Source organism: Antarctobacter sp., from assembly GCF_048262615.1.
GTDB lineage: Bacteria > Pseudomonadota > Alphaproteobacteria > Rhodobacterales > Rhodobacteraceae > Antarctobacter.
In genome coordinates this window covers 1-21,963 of sequence record NZ_JBLXFB010000010.1, presented here as the reverse complement: position 1 = coordinate 21,963, position 21,963 = coordinate 1, and the positions used below count along the sequence as shown (strand labels likewise).

The following is a 21,963-nucleotide window of genomic DNA, read 5'->3' as shown; positions in this document are numbered from 1 at the left end:
CGGGCCCGTTCAGATCGATGTCACCCAACGCCAATCAGCCGGATCGCTTCATCCTGACGCATCAGCCAGAGCAACTGGCGCGCCGCCTGTCCTCGGGGGGTTTTCAACTCGGGATCATCGGCCAGCAGGCGGCGGGCATCCGACTGCGCCACCGCCATCAACCCGGCCTGCCGTTCAAGGTCAGCCACACGAAACCGGGGCAGCCCCGATTGCGCCACCCCGATCACATCCCCTGCCCCGCGCATTTCAAGATCCACCTCAGAAATGCGGAACCCGTCTTCGGTCTCGCGCAGGGTGGTCAGGCGGCGCTGTCCGCCCTCGGACAGCGGCGGCTGATACATCAGCAAACAGGTTGAGGCGGCGTCGCCCCGCCCGACTCGCCCGCGCAACTGGTGCAACTGCGCCAGCCCAAAGGACTCGGCCCGTTCGATCACCATGATCGAGGCATTGGGCACGTTCACGCCCACCTCGATCACCGTGGTCGCCACCAGAACAGAGGTGTCGCCAGCAACAAACCGCGCCATGGCGGCGTCCTTGTCCACTGGTGGCATCTGGCCGTGCACCAGCCCTACAACCCCCTCCCCCAGTGCCGCGCGCAGGTGTTGAAACCGCGCCTCGGCGGCGATCAGGTCAGAGCTTTCGCTTTCTTCAACCAACGGGCAAACCCAATAGGCCTGCCGCCCCTCGGTCACGGCCTGACGCAGATGATCGACGACCTCTTCCATCCGTTCATTCGACAGCAGCGCGGTTTTCACCGGTTTGCGCCCCGGCGGCTTTTCGTCCAGCACAGACACATCCATGTCGCCGTATTGCGCCAGCGCCAGACTGCGCGGGATCGGCGTGGCGGTCATGACCAGCACATCCGCCGCCGCCCCCTTGCGGCCCAGTTCCATCCGCTGGCGCACCCCGAACCGGTGCTGTTCATCGACCACCGCCAGCCGCAGATCGGCAAACTGGACGTCTGCCTGAAACACCGCATGGGTGCCCACGAGGATCTGGATATCGCCCTGCGCCAAGGCCCGCAGCTTGGCCGCGCGCTCTGCCCCCTTGTCGCGCCCGGTGAGCAGTTCCAGCACAACACCGGCGCTTTCGGCCAGCGGGCGCAACCCTTCAAGGTGTTGACGGGCAAGGATTTCTGTCGGGGCCATCATGACGCCCTGCCCGCCTGCCTCAACCGCCGTCAGCAGTGCCATCAGCGCCACCAGCGTTTTGCCGGACCCCACGTCGCCCTGCAACAACCGGTTCATCCGCTGCGGCACCCCCATGTCCCCGGTGATCTCGGCGATGGCGCGGGTCTGCGCGCCGGTCGGCGCATAGGGCAGCGCCGCCAGCACCCGCTTGCACAGGCGACCATCGCCCCTGCTGACAATCCCGCTCGCCCGGCGGCGGTGCGCACGGGCCAATGCCAACGTCAATTGATGCGCCATCAATTCGTCATAGGCCAGCCGGGTCCGCGCCGGGGCGGTCGCGGCCAGATCGCGCAAACCTTCGGGCGCATGGGCACGGCGCAGGGCCTCGGCCCAATCCGGCCAATCCTCGGCCTCTTTTTGCGCGGGGTCAATCCACTCCGGCAGGTCCGGCGCGCGGGTCAGCGCATCCGCCATCGCGCGCGCCATGGTCTTTTGCGTGACATTGCCGGTCAGCGGATAGACCGGCTCAAACCCCGGCAGGTCATCCGCCTCATCGGGATGCAGCATATGGTCAGGGTGGACCATCTGCGGCACCCCATCGAACAGTTCGACCCGGCCCGACAGGATACGCCGCTGGCCGGTTGGCAACATGCGCTGAATGTACTCGCCATTGCCCCGGAAAAAGACCACCTGAAACCGGGTGCGGGCATCATCGGCCTCAACCCGGTAGGCCCCGCCCTTGCGCGATGCCGCCCGGTGGCGGCCAATCGTGGCCTCGACGGTGGCGACCCCCGGCAGATCGACGTCCAGCACGCTGTCGCGCAGCGCCCGGTCGATGCCCGAATACGGCAACGTCATCAGCAGGTCGCGGGGCGTCTCGATACCCGCACCGTCCAGCGCCTGCGCCGTCTTGGGGCCGATGCCGTCCAGCCCGGTCAGGTCGGCAAACAGCGGCCAAAGCGTCTCGGGCCGTCCGCTCATGCGCCGATCAGCTCCAGCCAGCCATCCTCGTCAAGGACCGTCAGGCCAAGGTCGCGCGCCTTTTGTTCCTTGCTGCCCGCGCCCGGACCCGCCACGACAATGTCGGTTTTCTTCGAAACCGACCCCGATACCTTGGCCCCCAGCGATTCCGCCCGCGCCTTGGCCTCGGCCCGGGTCATCCGCTCCAGCGAGCCGGTGAACACCACTGTCTTGCCCGCCACCGGGGAGCCCTCTGTGGCGGGGCGTTCCGGCGGCTGGATGTCCAGATGCGCCACCAGACGGTCGATCGAGGCGCGCTCTTGTGTGTTGGCCAGCGCGTCCGACAAGGACAGCACCAAGACGGACCCGATGCCGTCGATCCCGGTCAGCTCCGCCCAGCTGTCCATTGCGGCCTCCGGCAGGTTCCGGTCAGCGATGGCGGCGTCGCGGGTTTCCTTGATCCGGGCGCGGCGGTTTTCTTCCGCAGCCTGCACGCGTTCACCCCGCTCTGCCTCATCCGCGGCGCGCTGCGCCAAGGCCGCAGGCCGCGCAGTGTCGACGGCGTGGGCCAGCGCCTCCCAACTGCCGAAATGCAGCGCAAGATCACGCGCCGCCGCCTCGCCGACGTGTCTTATGCCCAAGGCAAAGATCATCCGGGCCAACGCGATATGTCGCCGGGTCTGAATGGCCGCGAACAGGTTGGCCGCCGATTTTTCTCCCCATCCGTCACGATTTTTCAACCGGGCCAGCGTTTCCCCGTCGCGCGCCTCAAGGGTGAAAATATCGGCAGGTTCGCGGATCGAAAGCACCTCATCGCCGTGGAACATCTCGATCTGCTTGGCCCCCAGCCCCTCGATATCAAAGGCCCCGCGCGAGACGAAGTGTTTCAATTTTTCCACGGCCTGCGCCGGGCAGATCAGTCCGCCGGTGCAGCGGCGAATCGCATCGCCCTCTTCGCGGATCGCCTCCGATCCGCACTCCGGGCAGGTGGTCGGAAACAGGTAGGGCTGCGCGTCTTCGGGGCGTTGCGACAGGTCGACATCCGCCACCTTGGGGATCACATCCCCGGCGCGGTAGACCTGCACCCAGTCACCGAGGCGGATGTCCTTGCCGTCACGGATCGTGTTGCCCTGGCTGTCGCGCCCAAGGATATAGTCCTCATTGTGCAATGTCGCGTTGGACACAACGACGCCGCCGACCGTCACCGGCGTCAGCCGCGCCACCGGGCTGAGCGCGCCGGTGCGCCCCACCTGAATGTCGATCGCCTCCAGCCGGGTCCAGGCCAGTTCGGCGGGGAATTTATGCGCGATGGCCCAGCGGGGTGTGGTGGAGCGGAACCCAAGCCGCCCTTGCAGGCCCAGATCGTTGACCTTGTAGACCACCCCGTCGATGTCATAACCCAGCGTCGCGCGCTGCGCCTCGATCCGGGCGTAATGCGCCAGCATGTCATCGGGTCCATCGCAAAGCTGCGTCAGCGGGTTGGTCTGAAACCCAAGACCTGCAAGCCGTTCGATGGCGCCGATCTGGGTTTCGGCCAGAGGTTCGGACAGTTCCCCCCAGGAATAGGCGAAGAATCGCAGCGGCCTGCTCCGCGTGATTTCGGCATCAAGCTGGCGCAGTGACCCGGCGGCGGCGTTGCGTGGATTGGCAAAGGCCTTGCCGCCCCGGTCCGCCTGTCGCAGGTTCAGCGCCTCGAAATCCGCATGGCTCATGTAGACTTCGCCGCGCACCTCCAGAACGTCCGGCGCACCGGTCAGGGTTTGGGGAATATCGCCGATGGTACGGGCATTGGCGGTGACATTCTCGCCCTCGGCCCCGTCGCCACGCGTGGCCGCCTGCACCAGCATGCCGTTCTCATAGCGCAGCGCAAGCGACAACCCGTCGATCTTGGGTTCCGAGGTATAGGCCAGCGGAGCTTCCCCCGCCAGCCCGAGGTATCGGCGAATCGACGCGTCGAAATCGGCGATATCCGCATCCTCAAAGGCGTTGGACAGCGACAACATTCTGACACTGTGCCGAACCTTGGAGAACCCTTCGGCCGGGGCCGCGCCCACCTGTTCGGTCGGGCTGTCCGCGCGTTTCAGCGCCGGAAAGCGCGACTCGATCTCGGCATTGCGCCGTTTCAGGGCGTCATAATCCGCATCCGAAATCGCTGGCGCATCTTTGCCATGATAGGCTTGGTTCGCCTCGGCCAGAACATGCGAAAGAGACGCAAGCTCCTCTTGCGCCTCATCCTCGGTCAGGTCCGTGACCGCTTTTTCATTGAACGGTGTTTCACCCATCCCCGCCCCCGCATTTGCACCTGACAGAGTGATAGGCGCGCGCCGGGAGGAGGTCCAGCGCTCAGCCGTTGGCGGCGATGGCCTTGGTTTCGTCCTGGCTGGGTTCAGGATCGCGCAGGACATAGCCACGGCCCCAGACGGTCTCGATATAGTTGTCGTCGCCGGTCGCCTCGGACAGCTTTTTGCGCAGCTTGCAGATAAAGACGTCGATGATCTTCAGCTCCGGTTCATCCATACCGCCGTAAAGATGGTTGAGGAACATTTCCTTGGTCAGCGTTGTCCCCTTGCGCAGGCTCAGCAGTTCCAGCATCTGGTATTCCTTGCCGGTCAGATGCACCGGCTTGCCCGCGACCTCGACCGTTTTCGCGTCAAGGTTGACCGATATCTTGCCCGTGCGGATGATCGACTGCGAGTGCCCCTTCGACCTGCGGATGATGGCGTGGATGCGCGCCACCAGTTCGTCACGGTGGAACGGCTTGGTCATGTAGTCGTCCGCGCCGAACCCGAACCCCTTGATCTTTGACTGCGTGTCATCCTCGCCGGTCAGGATCAGGATAGGCGTGTCGATGCGTGCCACGCGCAACTGGCGCAGAACCTCATGCCCGTTCATATCCGGCAGGTTCAGGTCCAGCAGGATCAGATCGTAGTCGTAGAGCTTGGCCAGATCGATCCCCTCTTCGCCCATATCGGTCGAATAGACGTTCAGGTTGGCGTGGCTCAGCATCAGTTCGATGCTCTTCGACGTGGTCGGATCATCTTCAACCAGCAGGATACGCATGTACTGTCTCCGGGCAATGTCATCGGTTGAGATACAACCTGAGCGAAAAAGGTTAACGCCCCCTTACCATAGCCGTCCGGACAAACAATTCAACTCAAGGTTGACGATATTTTTGAACACGCGTGACCTTCAGCGCATCTTCTCCGTGCCGGGTGGCGGCCTTGACCCATTCCAGCAGTTCCTCGTCGCTGAGGCTGTAGTGGTCCTTGGCCTGATCATGGGTCAAAAGCCCGAAAGTGACAGCCTTGACCACCGCCGCCTTGCGCGAAGCGACCCATCGCCGGGTTTCTTTCGGTGGCAGGTCGGCGCGGGTCATGGTGCTGCCGTCGGGCAGCCTTACAGCACGCGGACCTTCGATCTTTTTCAGGTACATCTTCCGAACTCCAACACTTCGGTGGCGGCCATAAAGGCATGCGGCACTTAACGACCCCTGAAACGCCCCCTTGTGAGTAGTTCGGATTTTCCTATATTCCGCGCATTCCAAGGAGACACGTCATGCCCCTCGACACGCGCCCGCTGAATTCGCTGGGCCTGCCCAAGCCGCCGTCGCAAACCCGTGTGGTCGTCGCCATGTCCGGTGGCGTCGACAGTTCCGTGGTCGCCGCGATGCTGAAAGACGAAGGCTATGACGTGGTCGGCGTGACCTTGCAGCTCTACGATCATGGGGCTGCACTGGCCAAAAAGGGCGCTTGCTGCGCCGGGATCGACATCCACGACGCGCGCCGCGTGGCCGAGGAAATGGGCTTTCCGCATTACGTCCTCGACTATGAAAACATCTTCCGCGAGGCGGTAATCGACGAATTCGCCGACAGCTATCTGGGCGGCGCCACGCCGGTGCCCTGCATCCGCTGCAATGAACGTGTAAAATTCAAGGATCTTTTGGAGACCGCAAAAGACCTCGAGGCCGACTGCATGGCCACCGGCCACTACATTCAGCGCATGTCGGGCGAAAACGGCCCGGAACTGCACTCCGCCGCCGATTCGTCCCGCGACCAAAGCTATTTCCTGTTCTCGACCACGCCGCAGCAACTGGATTTCCTGCGCTTCCCGCTGGGCCACCTGCCGTCAAAGGATGAGACCCGCGCGCTGGCCGCGAAATACGGGCTGAGCGTGGCCATGAAACCCGACAGTCAGGACATCTGCTTTGTGCCCGACGGCAACTATGCCGCCGTGATCGAAAAACTGCGCCCCGGATCGGCGGAACCCGGTGAGATCGTGCATGTGGACGGGCGCGTGCTGGGTGCGCACAACGGCGTGATCCACTACACCATCGGCCAGCGTCGCGGCCTTGGCATCGGCGGGCTGGCCGATCCGCTCTATGTGGTGAAACTGGACGTGGACACGCGCCGGGTCATCGTCGGCCCCAAGGACCTGCTGGCCACCCGTACGGTGCCGGTGCGCGAAATCAACTGGCTGGGCGACACCCCCTTCACCGGGCAAAAGGAATGGCACCTGAACGTCAAGGTCCGCTCCACCCGCCCCCCGCGTGAGGCTATCGTGCGCCCGATCTCCGAGACCGAGGCCGAAGTCGAACTTCTGGTGGCCGAAGAAGGCGTCAGCCCCGGTCAGGCCTGCGTCTTCTACGCGCCCGAAGGCTCGCGCATCTTCGGCGGCGGCTGGATCTGGCGCGGGCACTGAACGTCAGCCCCCCGCGGACCGCCTCAGGCTTCTTCTTTGCATAAATACACCCGGGGGAGCGCAGCGACGGGGCAGCGCCCTGCCCCGAGACGGTGGCCAAAGGCCACCGTCGAGACATCCGGCGCGCCGCAAGGCGCACATTTGGATTACCGAAAGTTCAGGCGCGCGCCAGCACCAGCACCGCGTTCAACCCGCCAAAGGCAAAGGCGTTGGACAGCACCACATCCACCTCCGCCTCGCGCGCCACATTCGGCACCACGTCCAGTGCGCATTCCGGGTCGGGTTCCTCATAACCGATGGTGGGCGCAATCACCCCGTCCTTCAGCGCCATCAGGCAGGCCAGCAGCTCCACCGCCCCGGTGCCGCCGATCAGGTGGCCGTGCATCGACTTGGTCGAAGAAATCATCAGATCATCCGCATGGGTGCCGAACACATCCGCAACGGCGGCGCATTCGGTCTTGTCGTTGGCCGCCGTCCCGGTGCCGTGGGCGTTGATATAGCCGACCCGATCCTTGGCCACACGCGCGTCCTTCAATGCGCCGGATATGGCCCGCGCGGCGCCATGTTTCGACGGCATCACGATGTCGGCGGCGTCCGAGGTCATGGCAAAGCCCAGCACCTCGCCCAGAACTTCCGCTCCACGGGCGCGCGCGTGCTCATATTCCTCAAAGACAAAAACCCCGGCGCCCTCGCCCTGCACCATACCGTTGCGGGTGGCCGAAAACGGACGGCAGGCGTCCTTGGACATGACGCGCAGCCCTTCCCAGGCCTTCACCCCGCCAAAGCACAGCATCGATTCCGACCCGCCGGTGATCATCGCCGTACACATGCCCGACCGGATCATGTTGAACGCCTGCCCCATCGCGTGATTGGAACTGGCACAGGCGGTCGCCACGGTAAAGCTGGGGCCTTTGACGTTGAACTCCATGCTGACATGGCTGGTGGCGGCATTGTTCATCAGCTTGGGCACGATAAAGGGATGGACCCGGTTCTTGCCCTCTTCGTAGACGGCGCGATAATTGTCATCCAGCGTCGTCATTCCGCCGCCGGAGGTGCCCAGCACCACGCCGGAACTGTCCGCCAGGTCGCCTTTGAATTCCAACCCCGACTGCGCCACAGCCTCGCGCGCCGCCAGCAGGGTGAACTGGGTAAACCGGTCATACAGCGCCATCTGCTGTCGGTTGAAAACCGTCTCCGGCTCAAACCCCTTGACCTGACCGCCGATGCGGATGGCCAGACGCTCGACGTCACGAAACTCCAGCTCGCCGATGCCGCACCGCCCCTCGCGCATCGCCTCCAGCGTGGCGGGCACGTCCTGACCCAGCGCGTTGATTGTCCCCGCGCCGGTAATGACGACACGTTTCACGATGTCTGCTCGGCAATCAGCTTTTCGATGCCCTCGACGATCTTCGCCACCGACGAGATATCGAAGTCCGATTCCGAAGGATCGTTGGCGTTGAACGGCACCGAAATGTCGAATTTCTCTTCGATGGAAAAGATCGCCTCGACCAATCCCAGAGAGTCGATGCCCAGATCTTCGGGTGTGCTTTCCATCGTCACATCCGAAACGTCCAGCATCGCCTGATCCGCAATGATCTGAAGAACCTCTTTCTTGACGTCCATGACCTCGGCCCCACGCTTGTCCAGATTTGCCGGAGACTTAGTCATTTCCCATTAGCTTTGAAACCGATTTCTTGATTTCTGCGACGTCACGGAACAGCCGCGGAAGCCGGCGCAATCCCTTGTAGGACTCGACATGGGCGTCCATCTTCATCGCCGGATATCCCAGCATCACCCGGCCCGCAGGCACGTTGGACAAAACCACCGACGCCCCGCCAAGGATCGCGCCATCGCCGATCCGCAGGTTGTCCGACACCCCCGCCTTGCCGCCCAGCACCACGTTGTTGCCGATCACCGTGGACCCGGCCACCGCCGCGTTGGCGCACAGCAGGCAGTTGCGCCCGATCACGACATTGTGGCCAATCTGCACAAGGTTATCCAGCTTGGTGCCGTCGCCGATCCGCGTGTCGCGGATCGTCCCCTTGTCGACCGTTGACCCGGCGCCGATCTCGACATCGTCGCCGATGCTCACCGCGCCAAGACTGGCAATCCGCGCCCAGACCTGCGCGCTGTCGGTGCCCTCTTCGCCCAGAGAGGCGCGAGCCTTTTCCACGCCCGACACCTCTGGCGTGACAAAGGAAAACCCGTCACCGCCAATCACGACATTGGGCTGCGCCACAAACCGGTCGCCAATCGTGACCCGCGCCATGATCCGCACGCCGCTGTGCAAAAACGCGCCCGCGCCAATCACCGCGTCGCGCCCGATATAGACCTGCGGTCCGATGACGGACCCGGCACCAATCTGCGCCCCGGCCTCGATCACCGTAAACGGCCCCACCGACACGCCCGCGCCCAGATCCGCCGCGGGGTCGATCACCGTTTGCGGGTGGATGCCGGGGCCATAGCCCGCGCCGGGGTCCATCATCGCCGTCAGGCCAGACATGGCAAAACGCGGCCGGTCGGCCAGAATCGCGGCCTCCAGTCCCAGCGCCCGCCAGTCGGTGCCCGCCGCCAGCAGCGCAGCGCGCGCGCGGCCCCGGCTCAGCGTCTCGGTGTATTCCGGGCGCGACGCCAGCGCCAGATGGTCCGGCCCCGCGTCAGCCGGTTCAGCCAATCCGCTGACGGTCAGAGAAAGATCGCCCTCGGCAGTCATGCCGAGGGCGCTTGCGATGTCTTTGATGGTGAACGGCATGTGATCTCCCGGACGAAGCGCGGCTCTGTCCGGATGAGGTTTAGCTGCGACCCGACCGCAGGACCACCCCTTCGTCGTTCAGCGCGCGCCACAGGATTTCGTCCCGGCCGTAGACGTCGTTGCGATAGTTCATGTGGCCTTTCGCCTTGGTAAAGGCGGTCCGATAGATCAGGTGCACGGGAATCGGCGTCTCCAGCGGCACCTTGGTGTTCTGGCCGGACCGCAGCGTGGTCTGAAAATAGGTTTCGGGATCGTCCATCTGCCGCGCCAAAAGCGCATAGGCAAAATCATGCGGATCGTCGAGCCGGATACAGCCGTGGCTGAAGGTCCGCACCTCGCGCGAGAACAGATGCTGCGACGGGGTGTCGTGCAGATAGATGGCATAGGCGTTCGGGAACATGAACTTCACCGTCCCCAGCGCATTCCCCGGCCCCGGCCGCTGACGCATGGTATAGGGGAACGCCCCGCCTGAGGCCGCATAGGCCGCCGCAGATTCGCGGCTGACCACGCGGCCACGGTAATCCACGAACTCCAGATGCCCCGCCGCGTAGGGGTTGTTGCGCAGCGCCGGCAGGTATTCCCCCCGGATGATCGACTGCGGCACATACCAGTAGGGGTTGATGACCATATGTTCCATCACGTCCGAAAACTCGGGCGTGCGGCGGTCACGGGCCTGATGGCCGATGACCGACTTTGTTTCAAAGGTCAGCTTGTCGTCGTCGATGATCTGCGCGTGAAAGTCCACGAGGTTGACCAGAACGTGCCGCTTGCCGCGCCCCTCGGGCAGGTTCAGCCAGCGTTCCCGCTCCATCGCGACCATGATCGACTTCAGCCGTTCCTCGGGGCCGACGTTGATCGCCCGCATGGTATCGCCACCGGCAACTCCGTCCTCGGGCAAGGCGTGGTCTTCCTGAAACTCGCGGACCGCCGCCTCCATCTCGCTGTCATAGGACATGCTGAGCGACGGTTTCATGTACCCCATCAGGGTCAGCCGGTTGCGCAGGGCCACAACCGCGTTGCCGGTATTGCCCGGACGCAGACTGCCCGCAGAAACGGTCGGCCCCCAGCCCCCTTGCCGCACCTTGTGTTCCAGCCGCAGCTTGGCCCGCATCAGGCGGGTGTATTCCGGGCTGTTGGGCACCAGGCTGAGAAAAACCGCTGTCGGGTCTTCGTCGATCAGCCGGGTCAGCAGCATCTGCGGATCACGGCGCGGCAACTCACGCTTGATATCGTCGATGATCTTGCCGGGTTCCAGAACGCCGGATTGCAGGTCATTTGCAAACTGGATGAAGGTGCGGGTCAGTTCGACCTCAAGCAACCCGCGCGAACGGCCGTCGGACGCCTGCGCCATTCGGTTCAGCAGGCTTTGGGCATTATAACGGCGCACGGGCAGCCCGTGCACATCGGCCAGCGAGAACGCCTCGATCAGCGCAAGGCGGCGGGCGCGGTCCGCGTCCCCGGCCCCGGTCCAGATCGGTGCAAAGTCGCGGGCGCGGTAAAAGGCGGCAACGCTGTCGTCTTCGGCAATGCTTTCGGCCACGGCCTGCTTGAACGCAGTAACCTTCAGCGTCAGCCCGTCCTCCGCCGCCAGTGGCAGCGCAGCCCCAAGCCAAACGGCACCTGCTGCAACAACGGCCTGCAAAACCGCCCGTTTGTTCCTTATATGCATTCCCAAATCCTTCATCGACCAACCATTTCCCGAACATTCCCCGAAAACCACAGTGCATACAGCGCGCTACGTCTGTCTATTCACATTTGTGCCAACATGTCGACCGTGTCGAAACCGTGTCAACTCTGCGCAAACGTGCCACAGTTGCGTGACGGTGGGCAGAATCCCGCCAATTCCCCCTTGATCATTACAAATAACAACAAATCACTCTTTTTGAGGGACTCGATTCGTGTCATATACACCTTGGCATCTGGGGATAGATGGCAGATGGCGCACAACGTTGCGCCGACAGGTATACACGGCGACTACGGGACAGGCGCTCACATGACAGAGATGACTTCTGGCGGTTTCACGCGCCGCGCATTGCTTGGCGCATTTGCGGCCTCCGCTGTTGCGGCAGCACCCACCTACTCCAACGCGGCAGGCTTTCTGCGCGGTGCAGGCGACATCCGCCGCATCCGTATGTACTCCGGTCGCACCGGAGAACGGGTTGATATGATCTACTGGATCGAGGGCGACTACCTCGCCGACGCGATCAAGGAGATCAATTATTTCATGCGCGACTGGCGCAACGACGAAATCAAGTCAATCGACGCAAGAACGATCGACATCATGGCGGCGGCGCACAACCTGCTGGATGTGTCCGAGCCCTATATGCTCATCTCGGGCTATCGCAGCCCGTCGACAAACGCGATGCTGCGCGCCCGGTCATCGGGCGTCGCCAAGAATTCGCGCCACCTCTACGGGCAGGCGGCGGATCTTCGGCTGGCCTCCCGCTCGGTCGGCCAGATGTACAGTGCCGCCAAGGCCTGTGGCGGCGGCGGTGTCGGTCGTTACACCCGGTCCGACTTTGTCCATATGGACTGCGGCCCGGTGCGCAGCTGGGGAAGCTGACCCTACACCGTCTTATCCGTTTGTGCGGGCGTCCCATTGGGGGCGCCTTTTTTACGTTTGCCCGACCCTCTGCGACGCGCCCCTCTACGACGAGTCTATCAGCGGCCTCTGTCTCTTTGCGGACATCTTACATTCGCCGATCGGCCGGGGACGGGACAGTCAGGTATTCCATACACTGGCCATCCCGCACGCCCCGGTGTTCACACAGATAACGCGCGCACCCGCGTCGGGTTCCGCACCGTTGGGAATTTTTGTTCGGATGTTTGAAAGCCCCCTCAGAGGGGGAAATGGCGCGGTTGACGGGGCTCGAACCCGCGACCCCCGGCGTGACAGGCCGGTACTCTAACCAACTGAGCTACAACCGCGCATTTCCGCCGGGCGCATCGGGTTTCGGGGCAGTGTTGGCGCGGTTGACGGGGCTCGAACCCGCGACCCCCGGCGTGACAGGCCGGTACTCTAACCAACTGAGCTACAACCGCTTGACTGCCGCCGTGACCTCTTGGCCTTGGCGTGAGAGGGCTTCTAAGCGCAGGCCCCTGCCCCGTCAAGCGGTTTCAGCCCGGTTTCTGGCGCAATTTTTCCGAGGTTTGCGCGCCACACTCCGTTGCCGATTAGCCACGCCCATGCGACGGCGATTTCCCGCCTTCGGGAAATACCTTGCCATTTTTGAACGTCCCGGCTTGTGTCGGAGGGTCTGCTCGCCCGCCATTGCCAAGGTCGTATCATGTCAAATTTCTCGCGCCGGACATTCGTGTCCGCCGGCTCAGCCGCTCTTGCCTTTTTCCGCCCGGACACGCTTTGGGCCGCGCCTGAAATTTCCCTGCCTCAGGACATGGTGTCAAAAGACTGGGTAACAGTGACAGCGGTCAATACCGCGTCTCCGGTGGTGGCAATGACATTTGATGACGGGCCGCATCCGACCCTGACCCCAAGACTCCTCGATATGCTCAAAGCACGTGATCTGCGCGCCACGTTTTATCTTATTGGTCGCAGGGTCGTCACATGGCCGGATATTGTCAAGCGGATTGCGGACGAAGGTCACGAGATCGGCAACCACAGCTGGTCGCACCCCAACCTTGCCGGCTATTCGGACAGCTATGTCCTGAACCAGATCGACCGGACCTCGGATGCCATCTTCAAGGTAACAGGCCGTCCGCCGGTGACATTCCGCCCGCCTTATGGCGCGTTCACCCATCGCCAGCGCCAGATGCTGTACCGCTCACGCAGCCTGCCGACGATCCTGTGGTCGGTCGACCCGCAGGACTGGCGGCGTCCGGGCGCAAGCGTTGTGGCCAGCCGGATCCTGTCGCATTCGCGCCCCGGTTCGGTGATTCTGACCCACGACATCCAGAGCGGCACCGTCCGCGCCATGCCGCAGACCTTTGACGGGTTGACCGCGCGCGGCATGAAGTTCGGCACCATGAGTCAGATGATGGGCTGGCCGCTTTGGCAAAAGCGCAACTTCGTCCGCACCGTCGCCTCTGCCGGGTGATCCGGGCCGCGCTCTGATCCGCACGCTTTGCGTTCCCCAAACCACCGGCTTCGGCAGCGTCCCGGTCTGACGGTGCGGCCTATCTGTCGGGCAGCGGGATGAACTCGCTGTTGTCCCCCGGTGGCAGCTGAAAGCGGCCGGTCTCCCAATCGCCGCGCCGCCATGCCTCTTTGGCCTCGTCGATCCGCTCACGCGAGGAGGCGACAAAGTTCCACCAGATGAACCTGTCCCCTTCCAGAGTGGCCCCGCCCAGCATCATCAGCCGCGCCCCCTGCGCCCCGGCGCGCAGCGACACCCGGTCACCGGGCCGAAAGACCATCATCTGACCGGACTCATAAATTGTCCCGGCCACCTCGACCGCCCCCTCGACGACATAGACGCCACGATCCTCATGCTCTTCGGGCAGCGGAATTGCAGCCCCCGGCTGCAACACCGCATCGGCATAGAACATCTCCGAGGCCGTTGGCACCGGCGACCGCGCGCCCCAGGCGTTGCCAAGGATCAGCCGCACCTGTTTGCCTTCGCCGTCCATCTCGGGCAGCGCGTCCTTGGGGGCGTGGATGAACTCCGGAGCCGAATCCTCGTGATCCTTCGGCAGCGCGACCCACGTCTGAATACCGAAGAACGGCATCGGATCGGTCTGCGTGTCGTCGTCCGTCCGCTCTGAATGGGTGATCCCGTGTCCGGCCACCATCCAGTTGACCGCGCCCGGCTCTATCCACTTGTCGGTGCCAAGGCTGTCACGGTGATGCATCCGCCCACGATAGAGATAGCTGATTGTCGCCAGACCGATGTGCGGATGCGGGCGCACGTCCAGACCCCGCGTCGGCAGAAACTCCGCCGGTCCCATCTGGTCGAAAAAGATGAAGGGGCCAACCATTTGCCGCTTGGGTGCGGGCAAGGCGCGGCGCACCTCAAAGCCGCCCAGATCACGGGCGCGCGGAATAATCAGGGTGTCGATACTGTCCACCGCGTCTCCGGTGGGGCACTGCGGGTCCAGCGCGGGGTTCCAGCTCATGTTGCGTCCTCCTGTTCGCTGCTCGTCAAGATACACCCACACCAGCCGCACAAAACCCCGATAGACGCGAGAGAAGCGTTCGAATACGCACAGGTAAAGACGAGCCCGTTTCGTCACCCTGCCCCCTGACCCTGCCCCAAACCTCCGGTTTTGGACAGGCAATCGCGCCCGGCGACAATGCCGACATGGCAATACCTCCGTCCAAGACGCGCGCCCCGTGTCGTGTAGGTGTCCGCACACCGCGCCGGAATGCCCGGCCCTGCGTCGGCGGGGTCCGCGATTGACCACAGCGTCGCCGCCGGGCCGCGCCGGGTCTTGTTGCCAAGCGGACGGCTTGTTAGGGCTGTAGTGGCTCTGAGAGGAGGGCCATATGGACGACCAACAGGAACCGAATCCCGAAATGATCCGCTTTGGATGGGAAGAATGGGTTTCGCTCCCTGACCTCGGCCTGCCCGCGATGCGGGCCAAGGTCGATACCGGCGCACGGACATCGGCGCTGCACGCCTTCGACATCGAAACCTTTGGCCCGGCCTCGACCCCCAAGGTCCGCTTTACCGTCCACCCGGTGCCGGGGCGCGAGGATCTTGTGATTCCCTGCTCCGCGCGGATCGTGGACCGCCGCAACGTGACTTCCTCCAACGGAGAGACGGAATCGCGGTACGTCATCGCCTCGACCCTCCGCGTGGGCGAGGAAAGCTGGCGCATCGAAATCACGCTGACCGACCGCTCCACCATGGCCTCGCGCATGTTGCTGGGGCGCGAGGCGCTCAAGGATCACATCACCATCGTGGCCACCGACCGTTTTCAGCAACCGCGGCTGTCCTACGATGTCTACACCACCGCCCGCGTGCGTCAGGCCGCCCCGAACCGCAGCCTGCGGGTGGCCGTCCTCAGCCGGGAGGACAATTATTCCACCCGCCGCATGGTCGAAGAGGGCGAGGCGCGCGGCCACACGGTTGAGGTCATCGACACCACCCGCTGCTACATGGCGATCAACGCCCTGTCGCCAGAGGTGCATTACGACGGCAAACGCCTGCCGCGCTACGACGCGGTGATCCCGCGCATCGGCGCATCCGTCACCTCCTACGGCACCGCCGTCATTCGCCAGTTCGAGACCATCGGCACCTTCTGCGTGAACGGTTCCGAAGGGATCTCTGCCTCACGCGACAAACTTTATGCCCATCAACTGATGGCGCGGCACAAGATCGGTATGCCCAACACCGCCTTTGCCGCCTCGCCCAAGGACACCCAGTCGCTGATGCGGCTGGTGGGCACCGCGCCGATGATCGTCAAACTGCTGGAATCGACCCAAGGCAAAGGCGTGGTGCTGGCCGAAACCAAAAAGGCTGCCGAATCCGTGATCGACGCCTTTCGCGGGCTCAAGGCGAATTTCCTCGTGCAGGACTTCGTCAAAGAGGCGGCGGGAGAGGACATCCGCTGTCTGGTTGTCGGCGGCAAGGTCGTCGCGGCCATGAAACGCACCGGGGCAGAGGGCGATTTCCGCTCCAACCTGCATCGCGGCGGCTCGGCCAAAGTGGTGCGCATCACCAAGGAGGAACGCGACTCGGCGCTGCGTGCGGCGCGGGCGTTCAAGCTCAATCTGGCGGGGGTGGACCTGCTGCGCTCTGAATCCGGGCCCAAGGTGCTGGAAGTCAACTCCAGCCCCGGTTTCGAAGGCATTGAAACCGCGACAAAGAAGAACATAGCCGGGTTGCTCTATGAGCACATAGAGGCAAAAGTCCGCCCGACCCCGGTCAAACGGATCGTGTCAGACGACGATTCCTGACCCCCGGCGAACCGCGCAGGCCCCCGCGCAGCCTTCTGCGCGGCCTCCTGCGTATGCAGTCAAATTTCCCGCTACGCCTTTACCTGACTATCCCACTCGCCTATATCCCAAAGAACCGAGACCAACGAAAGACCATCATGACCGAGCCGAACCCGCAGATGGAAGGCGCTCCCCTGATCGCCCCGTCAAGCACCGACCACCCGCTTTACGACACAGTCGTCGAGGCGTGCCGGTCGGTCTATGACCCGGAAATTCCGGTCAATATCTATGACCTCGGATTGGTGTATACCGTCGACATCAACGACCAGAACGAGGTCAGCATCATCATGACGCTCACCGCTCCGGGCTGTCCGGTGGCCGGTGAGATGCCGGGCTGGGTCGCCGAAGCGGTCGAACCCTTGCCGGGCGTCAAACAAGTCGATGTGGATCTGACCTGGGAACCGCCCTGGGGCATGGACATGATGTCTGACGAGGCGCGGCTGGAACTCGGCTTCATGTAATGCTCCGCCGGGCCTGTTGCCTGGCGTCGAAAACATGTATCGCAGGGGCATTCATCAGATTGCCCCCATGCGCCCCATTCCCCTGACCCCTCCCAGCCTGATCACCCTCGTTCTGATGACGGTGCTGGGCATCGTCTCGATCAATATGTTCCTGCCCTCACTGGCGAACATGGCGACGGGCTTTGACATCTCCTATGCCCGCGCCAGCCTTGCGATTTCGCTGTTCATGCTGATCACGGCGGGGCTGCAACTGCTGATCGGGCCGCTGTCGGACCTCTACGGGCGCAGGCCGATCCTGCTCTGGTCGCTGGCGCTGTTCACCGCCGCCTCGCTGGGCACCGCGCTGGCCCCGGATTTCACCAGCTTCATGGTATTCCGCATCCTTCAGACCTCTGTCATCGCGGGCAACGTGCTGTCGCGCGCCATCGTGCGCGACACCTCGCCGCCAAATGAGGCCACCAGCCGTCTGGCCACCATCGGCATGGCCATCGCGCTGGGGCCGATGGTGGCCCCGGTGGTCGGCGGCTTTCTGGATCAGGCCTTTGGCTGGCGCGCGTCGCTCTGGGTCTTCACGGTGCTGGGCGGCGGTCTGTTCTGGCTGTGCTGGCGCGACGTGGGAGAGACCAACACCCGCCGCGGTCAGGGGGTCGCCGCGCAGTTCCGCAATTATCCCACCCTGCTGCGCGATGTCCGGTTCTGGTCCTACACCCTGTCGATGGGCCTTGGCATCGGCATCTTCTCCGCCTTTCTCGCCGGGACGCCGATCCTTGGTCAGGCTGTTTTCGGCCTTTCCGAAAGCAGCATCGGCGCGCTGGTCGGCCTGCCGCCATTGGGCTTTGTCGCCGGGTCGTTTGTCTCGCGCCGACTTGGCGGGCGGGTGGCCCCGGCCCAAATGGTGCTGGCCGGGCGGCTGGTCTCGGCTCTGGGCCTTGGGGCGGCGCTGCTGCTCTGGTCGCTGGACCCTGGCGCAACATGGCGCTTTTTCCTGCTGATGCCGGTCATCGGCGTGGCCAACGGGCTGAGCACACCGGCGGGCATGGCGGGCGCCATGTCGGTGCGCCCGGATCTGGCGGGCAGCGCCGCCGGGCTGTCCGGGGCGGTCATGCTGGGGTTCGGCGCGGCCATGACCTCGGTCGCCGGGCACCTGTTGGGCGACACGCCCGACCCGGTCCACCTGCTCTGGCTGCTCTGGGGCGTGGCGCTGAGCTCGGTGCTGGTCGCCCTGCCCGCCCTGCGGCCAGAGCCGCTCGTCTCGGCCTGATCGGGAACCACACCGGGCGCAGGTGCGTTGACGCCCTGATGCAACGCGCCGAGAACTCTGTCCCCCTGCTGCTGGCAACCCTCTGGCTGCTGCTGCTGGTCCCGCTTGCACAGGCGCAGTCCGTCACCCCGTGGTTTGAGGTCGAAACCCTCAACCCCGGCCTTGGCCCCACCCCCAACTGGCTGGACCGCAGCACGCCGCGCGCCACGATGGAATCGCTCCTGCGCAGCGCCCCCACTGACCCCGAGGGCCTGTCCCGCGCGCATCTTCTGGACCTGTCCGACCTCGCGCCAGAGGATCAGGCCGCCAACGGGGCCCGCCTCGCGCGTGAACTGCTGACCGTGATCGAACGGCGCGCCGTGCTGGACTGGGGGCAGATCCTTGACCGGCCCGACGCGCTGGACGCCCGTCAGACCTCCAGTTCCGCCACCGCAGGCATGAAACGCCGCTCCCTGCTGGTCTGGGAGATCGAGCTGGACGGCATTCCCGCCGCCATCCGACTGGACCGGATCAAACCGGCGGAGGGTAATCCGGTCTGGGTCGTCTCGCGCCAGACCGTGCAAAAGATCCCCGCGCTTTACGCCGCCTACGGCCCCTCGCAATATGAGGAACTGCTGCCCGAGGGCCTGCGCCGCCACGCCTTCTGGCGGCTGATGTGGTGGGAGGTTCTCGGCCTGCCGCTGCTGGTGCTGCTGGCCGGGCTTGCCGGTCAGGGCACCGCCGTCGCCCTGCGCGGGATCGGCCGTCACGCCACCCGCCGCATCACCCGCGCCGCCTTTCGCGCCGCGCGGCTGCCGATGGTGCTGGCCGCCGTTGCTCTGGTCCTTGCCTTCGGCACACAGACCGTCTTTGTCTTTTCCGGTCGTCTGAACAGCGTCTTGACCCCGCTCATCGCCGCCGGGTTTGTCACCGCCGCCCTGATGCTGATCGTCAATGTGATCGAGGTCATCCTCGACCAGATCACCGGCTTTGACGAACTCGACCTCACCCGCCAGCAATTCGACGAGGCCCGCACCCGCGCCACCCGCATCGCCGCCGTGCGCCGCATTCTTGTCATCATCGTCTTTCTGTTCGGCTTTGGCATCGTGCTGGCCTCGGCCAACCTGTTCCGCACCTACGGGTTTTCGCTGCTGGCCTCGGCGGGCGCACTGACCCTGATCCTCGGCTTTGCCGCGCGCACCATCCTGACCAATATCCTGGCCTCGCTCCAGATCGCGCTGAACCAATCCGCCCGCATCGGCGACCGCGTGGTCTACAAAGGCGCGCTCTGCCATGTGGAGCGGATCAACTTCACCTATGTGCAACTGGCCGACTGGGACGGCACCCGCCTGGTGGTCCCGGTCAGCGAATTCGCTGCCACCACGTTTGAAAACTGGGCCTTGAAAGAGCCGGAAATGCTCCGCGTGCTCAAGTTCAAGCTGGCACCAGAGGTGGACATTGACCGCCTGCGCCGCTGCTTTGAGGCGGTGCTGGACGATCTCGACCAAAGCGATCTGGACGACCGCGACAAATCCTCCGTGCGGGTGACCGGACAGGACGCCTTTGGCATTGATGTCTGGTTCATGGTCCCCTGCCGCGATCCCAACAGCTCATGGGACACCGCCTGCCTCGCGCGGGAGGCGCTGATCGCCCGCCTCACCAGAATGCAGGCGGACGAGGGCGTCACCATCTTTCCCGACATCGTGCCGCCCGTCGACAGCGTCGCGTCCAGCCGCGCCGCCGCCTGACAAGCCGCGCCGCCGCCCGGCCCCCCCTTGTTCTGGCTCACCGCATACCCTAGGTTTGCAGTCAGAAAAGGAGCATCCGATGTTCGGCATTCCCGGCCAATCCCCTGTCACGATCACCCCCGCCGCCGTGCGCCAGATCCGCAAGCTGATGGAGCGTGACAATCGCTTCGGGCTCAAGATCGGCGTCAAGAAAGGCGGCTGTGCGGGCATGGAATACACCATGGACTACGTCGATGCGGCGGATACCAACGATGAGGTGGTCGAACAGGACGGCGCGCGGGTGCTGATCGCGCCGATGGCGCAGATGTTCCTCTTCGGCACGGAAATCGACTATGAAACCGCGCTGCTGGAATCCGCGTTCAAGTTCCGCAACCCCAACGTGGCGGATGCCTGCGGCTGCGGCGAGTCGATCAAGTTCAAGGACGTCGAAGAACTCGCCGCCGAACAGGACGCCCAGGGGTGAGCGTCTCGCCCGAAGAGATTGCCTTTGCCAAGGATCTCTTTTCGGGCCTCGGAGCGATCACCACCCGCAGGATGATGGGCGGCCTCTGCCTCTATCACGACGGCACCATCTTCGCGATCCTGCACCCCGAAGGCGGTATATTCCTCAAAGGGGCCGGCCCCTTCATCGCCCGGCTCGAGGACATGGGCTGCACCCGCTGGACCTATACCCGCAAGACCGGGCAAAGCGCTGCCATGCCCTACTGGACCCTGCCCGGCGCGGCGCTTGACGACCCCGAAGAGGCGGTCTCCCTCGCCCGCGAGGCGCTGCGCCACCTCTGATACCCCGGCCACCTCTGATACCCCGGCCAAAGCCTGTTCCCCGGAGCCCTCCCTCGCTTGATGCCGATCAGAGCCGCCGCCCGTGCGGTGGCAAGGGGGCGCAGCCCCGCGCTTGCGCGGCTTGCCCTTGCCTCCGTGCGGGGGGTGGCTCAGGCAACAAGAAAGCGAGGGAGGGGTTTGGGGAACAGGCGGGTTTGTTCCCTGGTGACTCCTGAAGCGCCCAACGCGCCGCAAGGCGCGTATGACGGGACAGAGGCACGCGCCGCAAGGCGCACACCGCAGGACGGCCCCCACGCCGCAAGGCACGCCTCACGGGACGGCGTGCGGGGCGATCTGCGCGCCCGCAGGGCCGTCAGGAGCGCCGGACGGCGGCCCTCCCCCATGGGCCTGCGACGCCCCCACCTGTCACGTCGTCGCGCGCCGCGCACGCGGGCTTGACGCCGCGCGCTGCCCGGTGACACTGATCCGGAAAAACAGGGAGAGGCACATGCGACGCAAACTGGCTGCGGGCAACTGGAAAATGAACGGGACCAAGGCGTCTCTGGCCGAGTTGACGGCGCTGGCCGTCTCCGAAGGGGCCGCCGAGGTGCTGATCTGCCCCCCTGCCACGCTGATCGCGCTGGCGGCCGACACCGCCCCCGCCATCGCCTTCGGCGGACAGGATTGCCACGCCGCCGCCTCGGGCGCGCACACCGGCGATCTCTCCGCGCCACAACTGGCCGACGCCGGGGCCGCCTACGTGATCCTCGGTCATTCCGAACGCCGTACAGACCACGGCGAGACCGACGCCCAGATCCGCGACAAGACCCACGCCGCATGGGAAGCCGGGCTGACCGCGATTGTCTGCGTCGGGGAAACGCTGGACGAGCGCGAGCACGCCAACACGCTGGACATCATCGGCGGGCAGCTTGCCGGGTCGATCCCCGACGGCGCCACCGCCCACCGGCTTGTGGTGGCCTATGAGCCGGTCTGGGCCATCGGCACCGGCAAGGTGCCGACGCTTGACCAGATCGCCGAGGTTCACGGCTTTATCCGCGCCCGTCTGGAACGCCGCTTCGGCGCAGGCGTGGGCCGCTCGACCCGCATCCTCTACGGCGGCTCTGTCAAACCCGCCAATGCGGTCGACATCTTCGCCGTGCCCAACGTCGACGGCGCTCTGGTCGGCGGGGCCTCCCTCAAAGCCGCCGACTTCGGCCCCATCATCGAGGCCCTGAACAACGCCCCGATGGAGGCATAACGCCCTTCGAACACCCACCCCGGACCCCACACCCCCCGCCCCGGGCCTGACCCGGG

Annotated in this window: 19 protein-coding genes and 2 tRNA genes; 10 read left to right on the top strand and 11 right to left on the bottom strand. The window is 64.6% G+C overall.

The window, feature by feature from the left end; translation table 11 throughout:
• Positions 1-20 precede the first annotated feature (20 nt).
• The 4 genes from recG to ACN0S5_RS12530 form a co-directional block, all read right to left on the bottom strand.
• Positions 21-2,111 carry an ATP-dependent DNA helicase RecG gene (gene recG / locus ACN0S5_RS12545; protein ID WP_417208653.1) on the bottom strand — a complete coding sequence of 697 codons (2,091 nt, stop codon included), beginning with the start codon at positions 2,109-2,111 and terminating at the stop codon, positions 21-23.
• On the bottom strand, positions 2,108-4,372 hold the full coding sequence (gene ligA / locus ACN0S5_RS12540; protein ID WP_417208652.1) for an NAD-dependent DNA ligase LigA: 2,265 nt from the start codon (positions 4,370-4,372) through the stop codon (positions 2,108-2,110). The genes recG and ligA overlap by 4 nt, the downstream gene beginning before the upstream one ends.
• A gap of 61 nt (positions 4,373-4,433) precedes the next feature.
• Positions 4,434-5,150, bottom strand: coding sequence for a response regulator transcription factor CtrA (ctrA, locus tag ACN0S5_RS12535; RefSeq protein WP_323768763.1), 717 nt, complete (start codon positions 5,148-5,150; stop codon positions 4,434-4,436).
• 94 nt (positions 5,151-5,244) lie between these two features.
• Positions 5,245-5,523 (bottom strand): DUF1153 domain-containing protein, encoded by a 279-nt coding sequence (locus ACN0S5_RS12530; protein ID WP_417208650.1) that lies wholly within the window; start codon positions 5,521-5,523, stop codon positions 5,245-5,247.
• A 122-nt stretch (positions 5,524-5,645) separates the two neighbouring features.
• Between ACN0S5_RS12530 and mnmA the strand changes: the two genes are divergently transcribed.
• On the top strand, positions 5,646-6,788 hold the full coding sequence (gene mnmA / locus ACN0S5_RS12525) for a tRNA 2-thiouridine(34) synthase MnmA (protein ID WP_417208649.1): 1,143 nt from the start codon (positions 5,646-5,648) through the stop codon (positions 6,786-6,788).
• A 157-nt stretch (positions 6,789-6,945) separates the two neighbouring features.
• On the opposite strand, the gene ACN0S5_RS12520 is transcribed toward mnmA, so the two are convergent.
• The 4 genes from ACN0S5_RS12520 to ACN0S5_RS12505 are packed head-to-tail and all read right to left on the bottom strand — an operon-like array spanning position 6,946 to position 11,209.
• Entirely contained in the window at positions 6,946-8,154 is a 1,209-nt protein-coding gene (locus ACN0S5_RS12520; protein WP_417208648.1) for a beta-ketoacyl-[acyl-carrier-protein] synthase family protein, read from the bottom strand.
• Positions 8,151-8,411, bottom strand: a complete 261-nt coding sequence (locus ACN0S5_RS12515) for an acyl carrier protein (RefSeq protein ID WP_417208916.1) — start codon at positions 8,409-8,411, stop codon at positions 8,151-8,153. The genes ACN0S5_RS12520 and ACN0S5_RS12515 overlap by 4 nt, the downstream gene beginning before the upstream one ends.
• 37 nt (positions 8,412-8,448) lie before the next feature.
• Positions 8,449-9,540 (bottom strand): UDP-3-O-(3-hydroxymyristoyl)glucosamine N-acyltransferase, encoded by a 1,092-nt coding sequence (gene lpxD, locus ACN0S5_RS12510; protein ID WP_417208646.1) that lies wholly within the window; start codon positions 9,538-9,540, stop codon positions 8,449-8,451.
• A gap of 40 nt (positions 9,541-9,580) precedes the next feature.
• Positions 9,581-11,209, bottom strand: coding sequence for a L,D-transpeptidase family protein (locus ACN0S5_RS12505; RefSeq protein ID WP_417208645.1), 1,629 nt, complete (start codon positions 11,207-11,209; stop codon positions 9,581-9,583).
• Positions 11,210-11,533: 324 nt separating this feature from the next.
• On the opposite strand from ACN0S5_RS12505, the gene ACN0S5_RS12500 reads away from it, so the two are divergent.
• Positions 11,534-12,103, top strand: coding sequence for a YcbK family protein (locus ACN0S5_RS12500; RefSeq protein WP_417208643.1), 570 nt, complete (start codon positions 11,534-11,536; stop codon positions 12,101-12,103).
• 288 nt (positions 12,104-12,391) lie between these two features.
• On the opposite strand, the gene ACN0S5_RS12495 is transcribed toward ACN0S5_RS12500, so the two are convergent.
• Positions 12,392-12,468, bottom strand: a tRNA-Asp gene (locus ACN0S5_RS12495).
• A gap of 37 nt (positions 12,469-12,505) precedes the next feature.
• Positions 12,506-12,582, bottom strand: a tRNA-Asp gene (locus ACN0S5_RS12490).
• 245 nt (positions 12,583-12,827) lie between these two features.
• Between ACN0S5_RS12490 and ACN0S5_RS12485 the strand changes: the two genes are divergently transcribed.
• Positions 12,828-13,595, top strand: a complete 768-nt coding sequence (locus tag ACN0S5_RS12485) for a polysaccharide deacetylase family protein (protein WP_417208642.1) — start codon at positions 12,828-12,830, stop codon at positions 13,593-13,595.
• Between the two features lie 79 nt (positions 13,596-13,674).
• Here the strand turns inward: ACN0S5_RS12485 and ACN0S5_RS12480 are convergent, their stop codons facing one another.
• On the bottom strand, positions 13,675-14,613 hold the full coding sequence (locus ACN0S5_RS12480; RefSeq protein WP_417208641.1) for a pirin family protein: 939 nt from the start codon (positions 14,611-14,613) through the stop codon (positions 13,675-13,677).
• Positions 14,614-14,983: 370 nt separating this feature from the next.
• Between ACN0S5_RS12480 and rimK the strand changes: the two genes are divergently transcribed.
• The 7 genes from rimK (at position 14,984) to tpiA (ending at position 21,907) form a co-directional block, all read left to right on the top strand.
• Positions 14,984-16,399 carry a 30S ribosomal protein S6--L-glutamate ligase gene (rimK, locus tag ACN0S5_RS12475; protein WP_417208639.1) on the top strand — a complete coding sequence of 472 codons (1,416 nt, stop codon included), beginning with the start codon at positions 14,984-14,986 and terminating at the stop codon, positions 16,397-16,399.
• A 137-nt stretch (positions 16,400-16,536) separates the two neighbouring features.
• On the top strand, positions 16,537-16,899 hold the full coding sequence (locus ACN0S5_RS12470) for an SUF system Fe-S cluster assembly protein (RefSeq protein WP_417208637.1): 363 nt from the start codon (positions 16,537-16,539) through the stop codon (positions 16,897-16,899).
• A 67-nt stretch (positions 16,900-16,966) separates the two neighbouring features.
• Positions 16,967-18,160 carry a multidrug effflux MFS transporter gene (locus ACN0S5_RS12465; RefSeq protein WP_417208636.1) on the top strand — a complete coding sequence of 398 codons (1,194 nt, stop codon included), beginning with the start codon at positions 16,967-16,969 and terminating at the stop codon, positions 18,158-18,160.
• A 38-nt stretch (positions 18,161-18,198) separates the two neighbouring features.
• The gene (locus ACN0S5_RS12460) at positions 18,199-19,887 is read left to right on the top strand and encodes a mechanosensitive ion channel family protein (RefSeq protein ID WP_417208635.1); all 1,689 of its coding nucleotides are present in this window, start codon (positions 18,199-18,201) and stop codon (positions 19,885-19,887) included.
• 79 nt (positions 19,888-19,966) lie between these two features.
• Positions 19,967-20,350 (top strand): HesB/IscA family protein, encoded by a 384-nt coding sequence (locus tag ACN0S5_RS12455; protein ID WP_417208634.1) that lies wholly within the window; start codon positions 19,967-19,969, stop codon positions 20,348-20,350.
• A complete protein-coding gene (locus ACN0S5_RS12450) occupies positions 20,347-20,670 on the top strand; it encodes a TfoX/Sxy family protein (RefSeq protein ID WP_417208633.1) in 324 nt (107 codons plus the stop codon). The genes ACN0S5_RS12455 and ACN0S5_RS12450 overlap by 4 nt, the downstream gene beginning before the upstream one ends.
• Before the next feature lie 487 nt (positions 20,671-21,157).
• A complete protein-coding gene (tpiA, locus tag ACN0S5_RS12445; RefSeq protein ID WP_417208632.1) occupies positions 21,158-21,907 on the top strand; it encodes a triose-phosphate isomerase in 750 nt (249 codons plus the stop codon).
• Positions 21,908-21,963: the final 56 nt, after the last annotated feature.

Bases quoted from the DNA above. Each gene is read 5' to 3' on its own strand.
- ligA (WP_417208652.1), bottom strand. From the start codon at position 4,372: ATGGGTGAAACACCGTTCAATGAAAAAGCGGTCACGGACCTGACCGAG.
- ACN0S5_RS12515 (WP_417208916.1), bottom strand. From the start codon at position 8,411: ATGGACGTCAAGAAAGAGGTTCTTCAGATCATTGCGGATCAGGCGATG.
- ACN0S5_RS12530 (WP_417208650.1), bottom strand. From the start codon at position 5,523: ATGTACCTGAAAAAGATCGAAGGTCCGCGTGCTGTAAGGCTGCCCGAC.
- ACN0S5_RS12465 (WP_417208636.1), top strand. From the start codon at position 16,967: ATGCGCCCCATTCCCCTGACCCCTCCCAGCCTGATCACCCTCGTTCTG.
- ACN0S5_RS12470 (WP_417208637.1), top strand. From the start codon at position 16,537: ATGACCGAGCCGAACCCGCAGATGGAAGGCGCTCCCCTGATCGCCCCG.
- rimK (WP_417208639.1), top strand. From the start codon at position 14,984: ATGGACGACCAACAGGAACCGAATCCCGAAATGATCCGCTTTGGATGG.
- tpiA (WP_417208632.1), top strand. From the start codon at position 21,158: ATGCGACGCAAACTGGCTGCGGGCAACTGGAAAATGAACGGGACCAAG.
- mnmA (WP_417208649.1), top strand. From the start codon at position 5,646: ATGCCCCTCGACACGCGCCCGCTGAATTCGCTGGGCCTGCCCAAGCCG.
- ACN0S5_RS12455 (WP_417208634.1), top strand. From the start codon at position 19,967: ATGTTCGGCATTCCCGGCCAATCCCCTGTCACGATCACCCCCGCCGCC.
- recG (WP_417208653.1), bottom strand. From the start codon at position 2,111: ATGAGCGGACGGCCCGAGACGCTTTGGCCGCTGTTTGCCGACCTGACC.
- ACN0S5_RS12480 (WP_417208641.1), bottom strand. From the start codon at position 14,613: ATGAGCTGGAACCCCGCGCTGGACCCGCAGTGCCCCACCGGAGACGCG.
- ACN0S5_RS12485 (WP_417208642.1), top strand. From the start codon at position 12,828: ATGTCAAATTTCTCGCGCCGGACATTCGTGTCCGCCGGCTCAGCCGCT.
- lpxD (WP_417208646.1), bottom strand. From the start codon at position 9,540: ATGCCGTTCACCATCAAAGACATCGCAAGCGCCCTCGGCATGACTGCC.
- ACN0S5_RS12460 (WP_417208635.1), top strand. From the start codon at position 18,199: ATGCAACGCGCCGAGAACTCTGTCCCCCTGCTGCTGGCAACCCTCTGG.
- ACN0S5_RS12505 (WP_417208645.1), bottom strand. From the start codon at position 11,209: ATGCATATAAGGAACAAACGGGCGGTTTTGCAGGCCGTTGTTGCAGCA.
- ctrA (WP_323768763.1), bottom strand. From the start codon at position 5,150: ATGCGTATCCTGCTGGTTGAAGATGATCCGACCACGTCGAAGAGCATC.
- ACN0S5_RS12500 (WP_417208643.1), top strand. From the start codon at position 11,534: ATGACAGAGATGACTTCTGGCGGTTTCACGCGCCGCGCATTGCTTGGC.